This window comes from Solibacillus isronensis (genome assembly GCF_900168685.1).
Lineage (GTDB): Bacteria > Bacillota > Bacilli > Bacillales_A > Planococcaceae > Solibacillus > Solibacillus isronensis_A.
Window position 1 is genome coordinate 1 of sequence record NZ_FVZN01000002.1, and the last position, 15,891, is coordinate 15,891.

Consider the following 15,891-nt stretch of genomic DNA (forward strand, 5'->3'; position numbering starts at 1 on the left):
ACCGTCTTTCAACTTTCAAACATGTGTTAAAAAGTATTATTCGGTATTAGCCCCGGTTTCCCGGAGTTATCCCAATCTATAAGGTAGGTTACCCACGTGTTACTCACCCGTCCGCCGCTAAAATTTTAAAGGTGCAAGCACCAATAAAATTTTCGCTCGACTTGCATGTATTAGGCACGCCGCCAGCGTTCGTCCTGAGCCAGGATCAAACTCTCCATAAAAGTAGTTTGAAAGCTCATTTGCTTTGCTAGCGATCCAACTTCGTTAGAAGTTGGAATCTATTGTTTGCTTCATTTAAGAAGCTTGTTTCATTAACGTTGCTTGTTCAGTTTTCAAGGTTCATAGTGTTAGTCGTTTGGTGCGACTGTTTTAAATTTTAACAGCGTTGTCTTTGTTTGTCAACAACTTTATTGAAATTTATTTTTTCGCTTATGTTGTTTGCGTTTGTTTCGTAACAACGTGATTAACTATACACCCGTTACAAAGGTTTACGCAACCCTTTATTTAAAGAAAAAATTTTCTGATTTCTATATGGTGAGCTAAAATGAGTTTCTTCCTATTATATATAAAGTAAAGTTAATTTACTTGTCACTTAAAAATAATTTACTTTTCCTATAGAAATAACTATTGAAGAGCCAATCTCAATTTCCTGCTGATAGTTTTCATAGAATGTTTTTTATAAAATGCAATGGCCTCTTCATTGAATTCCCATACATTTAACTCCACTTCATCAACATTCATTTCTTTCGCCCACTTTAGACAAGCTTCAAATAACAGCGATCCAATTCCTTTTCGTTTTTCTGACTGGTCTACACCAAAATCATGAATGTATGCAAACCTCCTCTGAACTAACGAAGGGAAATCAGGTGAAGCTTCTATACTAATGACAGCAAAGCCTATTATTTTATTTCCCTCCCTTGCTATTAATACTGTACTTTGCTCTTGCTCAAGCAATTCCAAATAATATTCTTCTGGCATAACACTCTCTACTTCACGGAATACTGTATTATCCCCCCTTACATGATCGTCATGTCCTTGTCTTACTAAACGATTTACTTCTATATAGTGTTGTTCCTTTGCTTCTTCTATTTTGATAACCATTCAACTCTCCCCTTTCTAATATTCAGTTCGATTACCAAATTATATTTTCCTGCAAAAACAAAGAAACCAGCCAACAATAGTTGACTGGTGAATGATTTTACATTGAACCGACAGTACCTAAATAGATCAGGAAGAGCACTGCGAAAATATACATAATCGGGTTTACTTCTTTTGCTTTACCTTTTAACACCATTGTTAATGGGTAGAACACGAAACCTACTGCAAGGCCTGTTGCGATTGATGATGTTAACGGCATCATTAACATTGTGAAGAATGCTGGTACAGCTACTTCGAATTTATTCCACTCGATTTGTCCAAGTGAAGATACCATTAAAATACCTACAACGATTAATGCCGGTGCAGTAACAGCATTTGTCACAACACTTAATACCGGTGATAAGAATAACGCCAACAAGAAACAGATACCTGTTACGATTGAAGCAAAACCTGTACGTGCGCCTGCTCCAACTCCTGCTGAAGATTCTACATAAGATGTTACTGTAGATGTACCAAAGATCGAACCTGAAATAGAAGCGATTGAATCTGAGATTAATGCTTTTCCTGCACGAGGTAATTTATTGTTTTTAACAAATCCTGCTTGGTTGGCAACGGCCATTAAAGTACCCGCGTTGTCAAAGAAGTCTACGAACAGGAATGATAGAATAACCGATACCATTGTTAGTGAATAGAACTCCGGATGAGTGAACGCTGAGAATAATTTACCGAAAGTTGGTTCAACACTTGGTGGTGCCGAAACAATTTGAGATGGTAATTCAACTAAACCAAAAATCATACCTGCGATTGCAGTAATAGCCATTGCAATAAATACGCCAGCTTTCATTCCACGAACTAAGAAAATTACTGTAAGAAGAATACCAAAAATCGCTAATAATACTTCTGCATCGTGTAAGTTACCTAAACCGACAACTGTTGCTTCACTCGCAACGATAATGCCAGCATTTTTTAAACCAATAAAAGAAACGAATAACCCGATACCAGCACCAACAGCAATTTTAAGTTCCATTGGGATGGCGTTGATTAATTTTTCACGTAATCCTGTAACCGTTAATAACAAGAAGAATACACCAGATACAAATACTGCAGCCAAAGCGTGTTGCCAAGGGCTTCCGTTTGTTAATACAACCGTGTAAGCAAAGAATGCGTTTAAGCCAAGACCTGGCGCTAAAGCTAAAGGATATCTTGCAACAATCCCCATAATGAAACATCCAATTGCTGCTGATACAGCTGTTGCCACAAATACTGCCCCATAATCCATGCGTAATGCATCTGGTAAACCTTCAATATCAGATAGCGTTAAAATGCTAGGGTTTACTACTAAAATGTAAGCCATTGCCAAGAATGTTGTGAAGCCACCTAAAATCTCTCGACGATAATTAGTTCCAAGTTTATCGAACTCGAAATACTTTTTCATAATGAAACTTTCCTCCGTGTTGTCGTCTTCAACATCTAAAGAACATTTTACCTTAAAAACAAAAAAGACACGCAAAGCATAAATGCCGCATGTCCACGATTTAAGGAAAATAAGTATACTACACTCCTATTATAGTAGTGTTATTACTTATTTATAAATCGTAGTCGAATCATTTACGGTGATTCGGTAGAAACTCACGGGCCATATTCCCGACATTATACGACGACGTATTTAATTTACGTTTGTAATATATCATTTCATTTTTTAAATTACAAGCTATTTCCGAACATTTTTTATAAATTTTAATTCATAGTTCGTAAAAACATCCATAAATTAGTCATTTACTTCTGTTCCTGTATTTTTATTTGTTATTATTAAACTTGGAATACACAAAAATCCATTCTAAGTTTTACTATATTTATACTGAATTGGGGAGTTCAAATTGAGTGAAATTAAGGTAGTTATAAAAGGAGTCCTTGTTAAAAATAATAAAATACTGATCGTGCAGCGTTCACAAATCGAAGCAGTTGGCGCAGGCACATGGGAGACGGTAGGGGGAAATATGCGTTTTGGCGAAGCATTTGAAAGCGCACTTAAGAGGGAATTTTTAGAAGAAGTTGGATTGAATATTATTGTAAAAAATCAGTTGTTTTCGACAACATTCCACACGAGTAAAACGCGACAAATTGTCCTGCTCACTTTCTTATGTGATACAAAAGAGGAGCAAATTACTTTATCCGATGAACATCTACACTATTTATGGGCGTCGAAGGATGAATTGCTCACATTATTACCGCAAGAGATTATCGCAGACTTTCACCAGCATAACGTTTTCGATTTGTTAGACTAATAATTATTTTATAGAAAGTTTATAGAAATGTTATATTGCTCCTCTATAGTGAAGTTTGAACAAATAGAGGAGGGGTTTTTTTGCAACATCAACGAAAATGGGCAATGTATCTAATACGATTTGCTGCTGTTTCAGGTTTTATCGGTGTATTAATCGGATCAATTATGAGCGGTAACTTGAACTATGCTTTACGACCAGTCCACGCACATTTTGTATTGGTAGGCTGGTTATCGGTTTTTGCATGGGGGATTTTCTATTATTCAGTACCCGTGCGCAAACTGATCTTTGTTAAAATCCAGAGTATTTTAGGTATGATCGGCGCTTTAGGTTTATGTATAGGGATGTGGCTGCATTATTTAAACCCGCTGGAAACAAATGAAACAATGAACATGGTCTTCTTCATTGTAGGCGGTACTCTTTTATTAATCGCATTTTTCTTATTTATAATTGTGACATTTTTTGTCACAAAGAAAGAGAATTAATTATATCCAGCTATATAAAAGTAAGTGTATTTCCCTTTAATATGTTAAAATAATAAAAGAAACACAGAACATTAAAGGAGCGGTTTGAATGCCATATTGGTTACATAACACATTATTTGTACTGTTAATAATTGTTACATTCGGATGTGTTACTAGTGGAATCGAGTGGAAAACTCGCGAAAAAGCCACTGTTGAAGAATAATTTAAGCCTAAAATGACTTACTAGCATATAACTAACATATAAAACAAGGAAGCCTGTGTAAAACAGGCTTCCTATTTTTTATGCTATTTATAATCCGCGGTTTGTTCGTTTTAACGGATCATTATCCAAATCATCTAAATCATTCAAATGATTCGTAGTATTAGTCGTATCCTTAATGTCTGCTTCTTCACGGCGAACCGTGTCTGAAACAGTTTCCGTATCTGTTACTTTTCGTTTGCCGACTACGATTTCTTCCGTAACGACATCTTTCTTCGTAACATCCACTTGTTCTTCAGTTACCGGGATATGGATTTTACCCTCTTCTTCATAGGCATGAGTAATACCGTCATGAAGTTTTCCATTTGCATTAAGTGTTGTGTCTTCATTAACAGGACGTCTTTCTACATAAACTTCTTCATGCTCTACTGGCACTTCAATCGTTTGTTGTTCTTCGACTACATGTTTGTCGACTTGCACCTCACCCGTTTGTACGCGTTTTTTATCTACTTGCAAGCGTTCTTCATGAAGCGCTAAACGTTCTTCATCCGTTTTATCATAATCACGCTCATAATGATTATTCACACCATAATTTTTAGTACCTTCATCAAAATAAGTACCGTAGTCTCTATCTACATATAATAAATATTTCCCTGCCTGTAATTCATCATAATAACGGTTTCGTTCATCCTCAGAGATGCCCATTTGTGTAAAGTGCTGATCGCGTACTAGATCTTCACCCATCATAAATGCTTTAAAGCGGTCCCACCAAGAACCTTCTTTATGATCAGTGTCATAACCATCCGTGTTAGTGCTGTAACCTTTTGAGTTTCGGTACATAGATAGTTGATCATTGCGATTCGATACGATGTACATATCTTCCTCACCATAGCCTTGTGCACGAAGGCGATCCATTTCTGCCTGTAATTCCGCTTCATTGTCATAAATACCATATAATTTGTTATCACGTGTTTCCATGTTTCATTCCTCCAGTTTCATTAAGTTAGTTTTTTTATACCGACTGTCTATACTTGATTTGGCATACTATACAATACCTTTTCTCCTAAATAATAAACGCAAGGATGATAAATTTAACATTCTGTAATAAAAATGAAAGAAAAAGCTCTCTTCCACCACGTAAGAGAAGAGAGCTGCAATTTAGTATTCTTTTCCCTTTTATAAAACTACAATTTAAATTGACGAATGACTTGTGTTAGTCGGCTAGACAAACCTTGTAAACCCTGTGCACTGCTTGAAACGCTGTCCATAGAAGTTGTTACTTCCTGTGTAGCTGCGGATGTTTCTTCAACACCAGCTGCAGACTCCTCAGAAATCGTTGCAATTTCCTGTACCTTCAAATTCATCGACATCGATGTTTGTGAAATTTCCTGTATCGAATTCATTACAACTTGAATATCCTCTGTAATTTTCTCCAGATTCGTTTGAATTACCCCGAAAGTTTTTTGTGTATCCTGAATTTGGACAGTGCCTTGTTCAACCTCTTTATAACCAACTTCCAATGCCCGGACAACATCCACCGTTTCATGTTGCACCCCCGAAACAATTGATGTTATTTCATCAACCGAGTTATTTACTTGTTCAGCTAAATTCCGAACTTCATTCGCCACAACCGCAAAGCCTTTACCATGTTCACCTGCACGGGCTGCTTCTATCGCTGCATTAAGTGCAAGTAAGTTAGTTTGCGCAGCAATTTGCTTAATCACTTCAACTAGTTGGGAAATTTCAGATGATTGTTTTTCCAATTGACGGACTCTGTTTACAGCGCCTTCCATAATCCCATCTATCTTCTTCATTTGTTCTGTTGACGAAGTCATTAATGAATAACCATTTTTACTCATCATTAAAATTTCATTAGCATTCGTTGTCACATTGCTGCTTCTGTCAGCCATACCTTCAATAGCATGCGCAAAAGTTCCCATCTCTTCAGATAAATGCGTTGCATGCCCTGCTTGGGATTCTGCTCCGGCTGCTATTTCTTGCATTGTACTAGCAATTTGTTCAGTACCTTCCGATACATATATAGAAGTTTCCGCCAGCATATTACTTTGCTTTTCTGTGGCATTAGAAACATCCGTTACATTTACAATAATCTCACGTAATTGCGAGTTCATTGAATTTGTTGATTCAATTAAAGTAGCAAATTCATCTTTTGATGTTGCAACAATCGGTTCCTGATCAAGTTGTCCATTTTTAATTTCAGTTAAACGTTCCATTACTTTTCTCAACGGATTAATAATTGCATGTGACGTCGAAATACCGATAATAATTGAAAATATCATAATAACTACCACAATAACTACACCAATTAGTAAAGTGCTTTTGACTAGAGAAATGACATTTTGGCCATCTTCCTGCATTAGCCCCTCACGCATTCGAATAGACTGTTCATATCCACTGAGGTATTCCTGCAGGTCATCTTCAGTAGCAAGCATTTTGGTCAATGCACCCTCACGATCCCCAGCATTATAAGCGGATAAAACTTCATTTTGCATAACTTCAAACCATGAAGCTGAGTTTTCCATTAATTTGACCGCTGCTTCTGATACACCAAAGTCAGCTGCTTCTTGTCTCAAGTTTTCATGTTGTTCATAAATTGATTCAAATTTTTCTTTATATTGCTGTTCTCCCGTCAATAAATAGGCACGTAATGATGATTCCCCTTGCGTTAAACGAAAGGCCATTTTTTCACCATATAGTAATATTTGCAGATTCGTATATGTAAATTCTTCTGTTTTTTCCTGCACAACCGATAGTTGTTTAAAATTCACCACCAACAAAACACAAAGTAACAGTAAAATGGAACCAAAGGCAAAAAAAATACGTGTTTTAACACTTTTAAAATTTAATAACCTCAATAAAACCCCTCCTATTAGCCTAATAACATATTCCTTATTTAATACTACACAAGTCCCAATTATACCAAAGACATAGTACTTACAAATATTCTATTAATGTTATAACAGTCATAACAAATTACTTATAATATAGAGAAAACGTCAAATAAAAAAACATAGAAAGACGTTATTCTCCCTATGTTACCAGTCAACCTATTTACTATTTATCATCTTGTTTTTGCTTCTTCTTTTCCAAATACTCCGCACGCAATTTTTCAAGTTGCTGCTTTTTATCGAATTGTGCCGGCTTGTTTTTTTCATGATATTTCGCTACAGCTGCCTTACCTTTACTATCCAACTGATATTTTCCCATTTTGTTCACCTACTTTTTTTCGCTTTTCCAACCAATATTCGTACTCTTCAGCTGTCAATGGCTTTGAATAATAGTAGCCTTGGACGATTGGCACTCTCTCCAAGCCCATAATAAATTGAACCTGCTCTTTCGTTTCGACACCTTCTACCAAAACATTTAAATCCAGTGAATTGCACAAGTGAATAATCGATTTTAGGATCGAGGCATCTTTTGCGGAATCAGGCACACCATCTATAAATGATTTATCAATTTTAATAGTGGATATCGGTATTTCTTTCAAATAAGATAAAGACGATAAACCGGTACCAAAATCATCCAGCGCAACAGACAAGCCATTTTCCCTGAAAGCCCTTACTGCTGATATGGCATTATGAATATCATGAATGACACTTGTTTCAGTAACTTCCAATTCAATTTTAGACGCTTGAAGTTTATACTTAAGCAAACTCTCACTGATTACTCTTTTTAAACGTGGTGATGTCAAATACATACCCGGAATATTAATCGATATTTGCGGCAGCTCTATCCCCATAGTAGTCCATGAGGCTAATTGTTGGCAAACTCTCTCAATTAGCCAATCTGTCACATCTGAAATACGATTAGTATTTTCTATAATGGGGATAAACACCGCCGGAGATATTATTCCGAACACCGGATGTTTCCAACGCATAAGCGCCTCTATCCCTACTACACTATTTTGCTCCGGATGCACTTTTGGCTGATATACAATGAACAACTCATTTTCATCCATCGCCCGTTGAATATCCCCCTCTGTTAGGATAGATGTCGTACCGAGCTTACGTGGCATAGTAAAGTAAAAACACGGAGGTCGAGACAAATGACAATGAAAAGAGAACGTATCCGCTACACGGCTGAACAAAAAAAAGCCGTTGTTGCACGCATGATGCCACCACAAAACGAAGCGGTAGCGAAAATAAATGAGGAAACAGGCATTACAGAAGCCACCCTATATAAATGGCGCAAGGAAGCACGTGCAGCAGGTAGTGCAACACCTGGCAATGGTCAAACAAGCGACAAATGGAACAGCCATGATAAATTTTTAGTAGTAATGGAAACCTTCTCGATGAATGAAGCTGAGTTAGCGGAATATTGTCGTCGAAAAGGCTTATATCGTGAGCAGATCGAAGCGTGGAAAGAAGTTTGTCTTCAGGCAAATGGTCAGGCATTTGATCAGGCAAAGCAGTTGAATGGGCAATTAAAGGAAGAAAAGCAGCGGGCAAAGGCGTTGGAGAAGGACTTACAGAAGAAAGAAAAGGCATTGGCAGAAGCGGCAGCCTTATTACTCCTTCGAAAAAAGGCCCAAGCGATTTGGGGGGACGACGAGGAAGAATGACCTGCCCGTCAAATCGCAAACTCGCAGTAGAATTGATTCAAGAAGCGAACCGAAACGGGGCGCGATTGGCAAAAGCATGTGAAGAATTGCATATTAGTGTTCGCACGTATGAACGTTGGGTAAAGGACGGGGAAATCCAGTGGGACCAACGCCCTATCGCTAAGCGTCCCCTACCGAAAAATAAGCTGTCCGAAGAAGAACGAACAGAGATTTTAACCGTTGTGAAGCAGGATGAATATGCCGATTTACCACCAACACAAATTGTCCCAAAGTTAGCCGATCAAGGAACGTACATCGCTTCAGAATCAACATTTTACCGTGTATTACGCGAAGAAAAGATGCAAAATCACCGAGGCTTTAGTCAAAAACCGACGAAGCGGGTACCGGAAAGTCATCTTGCTGTGGCACCGAATCAAGTATGGACATGGGACATTACGTGGTTAGCAGGACCTGTGAAAGGTATGTTTTATCGTCTTTATTTAATCATTGATTTATTTAGTCGCAAGGTTGTCGGCTGGGAGGTTTGGGAAACCGAAGAAGCAAACTATGCGGAGCAACTGGTGCAAAAAGCGGTACTGAATGAAAAAATTCAAGGTGCACCACTCGTCCTTCATTCGGATAATGGCAGCCCGATGAAAGCCTCCACTTTTCAAGGGTTTCTGGAGAAAATGGGCATTCAAAGCTCGTATTCAAGACCACGTGTCAGCAACGATAATCCCTATTCAGAAGCGATGTTTCGGACGTTGAAATACCGCCCTGATTTCCCGCGAAAAGGGTTTAAGTCCGTAGTGGAAGCACGTGCTTGGGCATTAAAATTTGTCCGCTGGTACAACGAAGTACATTTACATAGCGCCTTGAAATTTGTGACGCCGGTGCAGTGCCATACTGGTAAACATATCGGAATTTTAGAGAAAAGAAAATTAGTGTATGAAGAAGCCAAACAAAAGCATCCAGAACGTTGGGCTGGGCAGACACGCAATTGGTCAGCGCAACAACAAGTCGCACTGAATCCGATAAAAGAAGTCGTTCAGGAATAAAAAATCCCCCTTTTCCCTGTTGAAGTTCAATGGAAAGCGATTTTCTTTCCATTGAACTTCAACAGGACAGCAAGCACAGCGCGCTAGCTTCGATTGAATTGGGGATTTGATTGGAACGAATAGGAGTTTAGTAGAAAAGTAAAATAGCTCGATGCGACAACTATATTGACAAACACCGATATCAAGACTAAGTTGTCGTTCAAAATTAAACGTATGAATTTTTGGATCGTACTTTATTATTTCATGCCTGGATTGTGTAGACGGAGCATGTAATACCGCAATTGCATTGGCAAAATGTTCATGAACCGGCTTTTTTTCATCTGACTGTGAAACAGCAAAAACCGCTTCCACCGAAACCATACGTTCTCCAATATTTAGCGGACGCTCTAACGAAAGACAAATATTCCGCAATCCATTGATTGTATTTTGCACACTTTCGGCAGGTGCATGTATCACCGTAAAGCGATTAGCTTCCGTTCGATACAATTTCGTCTCATTTGGCAGATTAGTTTGCATTATTTCCATTACATTTTTGACAATTGCATCCCCAAATGAATAGCCATAAGCTAATACATACTTCTCCAAGTTGTTTAAATGGACAATGGACACCATTTCCGTATTCTTTTTAATACGTTGGTCTTCTGTAAATTGATTATGGTTCGGCAATTGCGTCAACGCATCAAAATTTTTCATCCGGTAGTCAACATATCTGTCTAGGCGACTGGCTAAAATTGCAAATCCAAACAAACTGACAATACCAATTGTCACAAAGAACACGACTTCAACCATATTGGAATCATGAGTATGTACATGGATCGGCCCTTCAACATAAAAGCTCATTGCTAACATACCTGTATAGTGCATGCTTGTTACAGCGATAGCCATTAAAAAAGCGGCGACACTTTTCACCAAAACCTTTTCCATTTTAGAATCAGTGATCGAAAAGATGTATAAAGCGGCAAATGATGCCACAATTGCTATCACGATCGATAAGCTAAACAGGACAGGATTATAAACAACCTTTGCATCCATCTCCATTGCAGCCATACCTATATAATGCATAAGTGCTATCCCGCATCCCATAAAAAAACCAGCCGCGATAAATGTTTGAATCTTTTTATAGTCGCTTTTGGTTAAATAAAATGCCATATACGATGCAACAATAGCAGGGATGACAGATATAAGCGTCAGTACCAGATTATGCTTCATAGGTATGGATATGACGAGCGCACTCATTCCAACATAGTGCATCGACCAAATTCCAAGCCCCATTGCCAGCGAAGCCAACACTAACCATATATTTTTATGAAAAAAACCCTTTCCATTGATGCGCCGATTAATATAAATTGCTGTATAGGATGCACCAAAAGCGATAATGAAAGACAATAGTATTACTAAGGGATCGTATGTTCCTTCAATAATATGCATACTTTCCAAGTCGGGTATTGTAAACAAAGATATTCGCTCCATTTATCTGAATGGTGATTAATGTCCCAATTATTCATGTTGACCTCAATTGCTGCATCTTGATAAGAAGTGCATGTTGGCTTCATAAAGTTTAATACATTCAATTTAAATTGAACAGAATAAAAATGATTCTTTTTCGCATTATCGAGACACAAAAACCCCTGGAGGTTAGATTTTTTCTAACTTCCAGGGGCATTATCATTAAAAGAATGGTGTTTTTGTAAATGTAATAGGAATAGAATTATGAGAAATTAGACAACTATTACTATTCCCACTCAATAATTAATTAACTTTACTTAGGCCTTAAATCCATTTTCTATAGGCTTTTAAACTTCTACTCATCACTTATACAATTTAAATTCTAATATGATTGGTATCAAAATTGGTATCAATAAAACTAATCATAAATTTTCTTTCCAATCCAACTATAACAATTTTTATATGCAACGATGTTCATGGACAAATATACTCGTTTAAAGATGTACACTTTTGACTCATTTTCTAGCATACTAATTATGAGGTGATTTGTATTACATAAGGCTAGATATTCAAATGCTTATGGAATAACAAGTTTTACTATCTCTCTAAAGCAAAAAAACAGCAGTTTCCCATTACTGAGGAAACGCTGTTTTACTTGTTATTCAGGAATGAGATTCTAACTTAGATTAAATATAAATTAGTAATCTAGAGGATAATTAAACAGGAATTAAAGAACTTAAACGAAATTCTTTTCCCTGCAGTAGATATATATCATATCCTCCTATATCCTTTATGTATTTTAAGGGGCTAGGCAAATTATCATCTCGCTCTGCCCTTCTTGGTCTTCTAATTTTTGTTGGACGGGCTGGACCATATCTAATACCAACCCGTTTAATATGCCAATCATCTGTATAACCCTCTAACTTACAACAAAACAATAAATGTTGTAACCAATATTCCCCAGATCTTATCTGTTTCATAAAGTTCCCGTTCGAGTAATCTTTATCCTTAAGTTCAATTACATAAACTATCTTCTCAATTAAATCTAAAATTATGTAATCACAATCCTTAGGATGTTGTTTTAAATACAAGGCATATTCTTTCTTTAAATCCTCCAATTTATGAATGACTAAGAATTTACTTTCCGCTTTATCTATTTTAATTGTTACTTCATACTGATCACCTTTTTCTTCAATTAAATGCAATTTATTTTGATTTTCAATAATGTAAAAAAAATTTTCTTTGATATAGTAATTAAAATTATCTATTAATTCCATTATTAAAACCTTCTTTAATTTGATTCTTTTTGATTCAACATATTTTTTAAAAGAAAATACTCATCTTCTAATTTGACATTAATATCATCAAAAATATCTATATATTCTACTTCTGATAAATCTCCAATTGTTCTGACGTCATTTACATTGAAATAGTAACCCATCACTTTACAATTTATATCTTCCTCATTTACCTTCGCATTCAAAATTTTATTAGTAGTAGATCGAATTAAATAATCACTATGACTTGAAATGATAATTTTTACGCCTAATTTAGACAATTCAACTAATAACTCTGCAAATTTAGTTTGATTCTCAGGATCTAAGTTCATTTCTGGTTCATCAATAAATAAAATATCACCTTCAGAAAAAAGATATTTTATATAGTATTCTAAACCAAACAAAGACTTAATTGATGAAGAAGATATTTGTAATGGTATTTTCTTCTGTTTATATTTAATCTTTTCATTATTTGTAGAGTATATTTCTCTATAATAGTATTCGTTTTGTTCTATATCATATTCATATTTACCTTTAAGAATATCCGCCGAAAAACGATTCCAAATATTTATTCTTGACTCTTTATCCAAAAACTTTTCGGCAACAGTAAGATCAATACGATTTAAATACTTCATATAATCGGATATAGGAAGCGGATATTTTTCAGATGGTAGCGATTCCGAATTTATATCAAAGGACTTGGTACTTCTTTTAATAGATAATTCCTTTCTAAAAACATTAATTCCATTTCTTTCTGCTGGAATATACAAAATACTCGGCATTGCGAATACTTTCCTAGAAAAAAATATTATAGCAACTTTTAAAAAGGCTTTATTTGTTCGATCAAAATCTAAATCATTTTCTTCATCAAATAATGAATCTAGTTCCTCTAATGTAACTTCCCAATACTCTTCCATATTTTTAATATTTAAAGTTATAGTAGAGGTAATTCCCTTTAAACTAATTTTTTCATTTGCACTCTTTGTTCTAGCTAATGACTTTTCAAAAAAATCTTCAAAATCCGAATTAAAGATTTTAAGTTTTGTTTCACTAAAATCATTTTGACTAGCATTAAAAATAATCGGCAAATCCTTAATTAAATTAGTATTTAAATCTTCTACTATTTTTTCTATCAAATACTTACTCATTTCACTTTTATCAACTTGAATAGTTAATGAGCTTCTTGTATCAATTAATTTACCTAAAAACTCCTCAAGAAATCTTAACTTTTCTTGGTCTACTCTTTTGTACATACCATATAACAAATATGAAATGTATGTTTTTCCTGAATTGTTTTTGCCTAATAGAATTGTTTCTTGCCCAAGTTCAATATTACATTTCTTTACAGGACCTAATTTTTCTACTAGCATTATATTCACCATTTTCTTAAATTATTTTCTTATTATAAATTATATCCTAAGGTCTAGTTGTTTTAAACATGTAAGTAAAAGCATAAAGGAATCAACTATCATTTAAAAATGAAAAGTCTTTTTAGTATAAATCTTATTATTTTAAACAGATTAAAATGACTCATTTATAACTTTTTTATTTGTCGTCTATGTACACAATATCTTATTTGTTTCTTTTCTATCCTAATAATTTAGTATAAATATTGCATCAAATAAAAAAGGTTTTAGCAATAAGGCTTTCCAAGCTTTTTTACATTGCACTATTTATTGTCAAAATACACTATTCATCACTAGCTCTTTAATTTTTCGAAGATCTTTCCTAAAATGCTTTTTTGTGATTTTTTATATTCCTCAGATACTTTAAAATAATGAATTTCAGCAAACTGTTCTAAAATTTTCTCAGCATCTTTTTTAATATGACCACTCGTTTCAAATGTTTGATTCACCTCTAATTTACCAGATCTGCAATCATAAGCTAGTAGTTGAGGTAATTCAGAAGAAAATTCATCGTAAACAATGTCATATCTAAAAAGAGCAACCTTTACATCATTTACAAAAACACCACTAATATATATATCATTCATGCCTTTTTTTAATCCCATTACAATTCTCTTTTCTATTTATTATTTTTTATTTGTTTTAACTTCGGCAATGTTGTCATCAGAAATTCAATTAATTCCTCATTTTCCTTTGCATTAGGGTTAAATATCAAATTGTTTCTTACTGAAATATCTTTTAATAAATTTTCAATTCCTTCATAAGTAGAAAACTTTCTAATTAAATATTCTAATGTGCTTTTAGTTTTTAAGTTACCACGTTCAATATCTGCATCATCTTTATACATTAATAAAATTTTATTAATTAATAATTCGTATTGTTCTTCTGCAATTTTTAGTATTGTTTCATCTTCACCATATCTTGGTTTCGGGAAGATTCTAGACAATCTTTCATGTAAAACTGATAAATAGCCTCTTCCATTTGAAGTCCATAATTTATTATAAATAGGATACTTCTCTAATTCTTTTATATACTCCACAACCAACCTTTCAACATACTCTGAAAAGATGATGTTATAATTTGAAATAAAGATTTCATTTGCAGCTTCACTATAAAATTGGCTCAGTTCTTTCAAATTTGATAATTCATTAATACCATGTGTTATTTTTAATGTCCCTAAGCTATCTTCAAATTCCCGCACTATCTCATCTAGCTTATCTGGATGTGCTATTTTAAATTCTTCATAAGTATTTAAGTTTTCTAAATACCCTTCCATATATTCCTTTGCCGTCCCAAAATATATCCATTCTTTTGTTGCATTAGTAACTATTGCAATTTTATCAACTATAGTTTCAGGCGGTAAGGCTACTCCACGAAGATATGAATTAAATGTCCCTTTAGTAGATTCTATTCTTTCTGCAAATTCTGCTAAAGAAATTCCCAATGTATCCTTTAATACTTTTAAACGCAAACCGACTTTTACACGATCAGGTTTCATATTTACCTCCTGTGTTATTAAATAAAAACTTAAACTAAAACTGTCTCTATTTATCTTTAATTTACACTATTTCTATTAAAATTTCAAAAAATGTTTTAATCATCGTTTGAAAGTATTGATATTAAATTCAAACGATATATAATTGAATTGTGGTCATTTTTATTCATTGAAATTGAGGGGGTGATTTATTGTTTGTTGAATAACAAAAAAGCAACGTTGGCAGACGTTGCTTTTGCACACAAAATTCAAAAAGGAGAATTCAGTGTTTAAAAAAAATATCACTTATAAGTATAGAGCCAAACTAAGATATAAACAACTTGATTTAATTTGGTATTTATCATTCTCGATTATTGGAATAGGATCTTTATTTTTCATTAAATTTTTAAATTCCTTTTTCAATAGTATTAATTCGAATTATCTAGTTCCAAATTACATTTATATTTTAGTTTTAGTATTACTAACTTCTATTAACCTTATTTTGTTTTATCAAAGCCCTATTTCATTTTCTGAAAAACAAAGAAATAAAAATAAACTTTTACAATTAATAGAACAAAATCATTTTTATTATGAAGTTAACGGTA

13 protein-coding genes, 1 rRNA gene, 1 pseudogene and 1 riboswitch are annotated in these 15,891 nt (G+C 34.5%); of the genes and pseudogenes, 3 read left to right on the forward strand and 12 right to left on the reverse strand.

Annotated elements, in window-relative coordinates:
* The 3 genes from B5473_RS00310 to B5473_RS00320 form a co-directional block, all read right to left on the reverse strand.
* Window positions 1-221 (reverse strand): 16S ribosomal RNA (locus B5473_RS00310); the annotation flags it as partial.
* Between the two features lie 403 nt (window positions 222-624).
* On the reverse strand, window positions 625-1,101 hold the full coding sequence (locus tag B5473_RS00315; RefSeq protein ID WP_079523152.1) for a GNAT family N-acetyltransferase: 477 nt from the start codon (window positions 1,099-1,101) through the stop codon (window positions 625-627).
* A 97-nt stretch (window positions 1,102-1,198) separates the two neighbouring features.
* Complete coding sequence (locus B5473_RS00320; RefSeq protein WP_079523153.1) at window positions 1,199-2,533, reverse strand: NCS2 family permease; 1,335 nt, start codon at window positions 2,531-2,533, stop codon at window positions 1,199-1,201.
* A gap of 141 nt (window positions 2,534-2,674) precedes the next feature.
* Window positions 2,675-2,776, reverse strand: a riboswitch (purine riboswitch).
* A gap of 199 nt (window positions 2,777-2,975) precedes the next feature.
* Here B5473_RS00320 and B5473_RS00325 point away from each other — a divergent pair.
* Window positions 2,976-3,383, forward strand: a complete 408-nt coding sequence (locus B5473_RS00325) for an NUDIX hydrolase (protein WP_079523154.1) — start codon at window positions 2,976-2,978, stop codon at window positions 3,381-3,383.
* An 80-nt stretch (window positions 3,384-3,463) separates the two neighbouring features.
* Entirely contained in the window at window positions 3,464-3,865 is a 402-nt protein-coding gene (locus tag B5473_RS00330) for a hypothetical protein (RefSeq protein WP_139377662.1), read from the forward strand.
* A gap of 289 nt (window positions 3,866-4,154) precedes the next feature.
* Here B5473_RS00330 and B5473_RS00335 read toward each other — a convergent pair whose 3' ends face one another.
* The 4 genes from B5473_RS00335 to B5473_RS00345 all read right to left on the reverse strand — a co-directional run bounded on the left by B5473_RS00335 (window position 4,155) and on the right by B5473_RS00345 (window position 8,100).
* Entirely contained in the window at window positions 4,155-5,042 is an 888-nt protein-coding gene (locus B5473_RS00335; RefSeq protein ID WP_079523155.1) for a DUF2382 domain-containing protein, read from the reverse strand.
* 206 nt (window positions 5,043-5,248) lie between these two features.
* The gene (locus B5473_RS00340; RefSeq protein ID WP_079523156.1) at window positions 5,249-6,940 is read right to left on the reverse strand and encodes a methyl-accepting chemotaxis protein; all 1,692 of its coding nucleotides are present in this window, start codon (window positions 6,938-6,940) and stop codon (window positions 5,249-5,251) included.
* Window positions 6,941-7,139: 199 nt separating this feature from the next.
* The gene (locus B5473_RS20555; RefSeq protein ID WP_176141982.1) at window positions 7,140-7,292 is read right to left on the reverse strand and encodes a hypothetical protein; all 153 of its coding nucleotides are present in this window, start codon (window positions 7,290-7,292) and stop codon (window positions 7,140-7,142) included.
* A complete protein-coding gene (locus B5473_RS00345; protein WP_303047297.1) occupies window positions 7,270-8,100 on the reverse strand; it encodes a putative bifunctional diguanylate cyclase/phosphodiesterase in 831 nt (276 codons plus the stop codon). The genes B5473_RS20555 and B5473_RS00345 overlap by 23 nt, the downstream gene beginning before the upstream one ends.
* Window positions 8,101-8,136: 36 nt before the next feature.
* Between B5473_RS00345 and B5473_RS00350 the strand changes: the two are divergent.
* A pseudogene (locus B5473_RS00350) lies at window positions 8,137-9,683 on the forward strand (IS3 family transposase).
* On the opposite strand, the gene B5473_RS00355 reads toward B5473_RS00350, so the two are convergent.
* From B5473_RS00355 to B5473_RS00375, 5 genes are all read right to left on the reverse strand, one after another.
* On the reverse strand, window positions 9,630-11,111 hold the full coding sequence (locus B5473_RS00355; protein ID WP_254865204.1) for an MHYT domain-containing protein: 1,482 nt from the start codon (window positions 11,109-11,111) through the stop codon (window positions 9,630-9,632). The pseudogene B5473_RS00350 and the gene B5473_RS00355 overlap by 54 nt on opposite strands.
* Before the next feature lie 734 nt (window positions 11,112-11,845).
* Window positions 11,846-12,406 (reverse strand): hypothetical protein, encoded by a 561-nt coding sequence (locus B5473_RS00360; protein WP_079523157.1) that lies wholly within the window; start codon window positions 12,404-12,406, stop codon window positions 11,846-11,848.
* A 14-nt stretch (window positions 12,407-12,420) separates the two neighbouring features.
* Window positions 12,421-13,788 carry an AAA family ATPase gene (locus tag B5473_RS00365; protein ID WP_079523158.1) on the reverse strand — a complete coding sequence of 456 codons (1,368 nt, stop codon included), beginning with the start codon at window positions 13,786-13,788 and terminating at the stop codon, window positions 12,421-12,423.
* A 317-nt stretch (window positions 13,789-14,105) separates the two neighbouring features.
* Complete coding sequence (locus B5473_RS00370) at window positions 14,106-14,417, reverse strand: hypothetical protein (protein WP_079523159.1); 312 nt, start codon at window positions 14,415-14,417, stop codon at window positions 14,106-14,108.
* Window positions 14,418-14,431: 14 nt separating this feature from the next.
* Window positions 14,432-15,310 carry a helix-turn-helix domain-containing protein gene (locus tag B5473_RS00375; protein ID WP_079523160.1) on the reverse strand — a complete coding sequence of 293 codons (879 nt, stop codon included), beginning with the start codon at window positions 15,308-15,310 and terminating at the stop codon, window positions 14,432-14,434.
* Window positions 15,311-15,891: the final 581 nt, after the last annotated feature.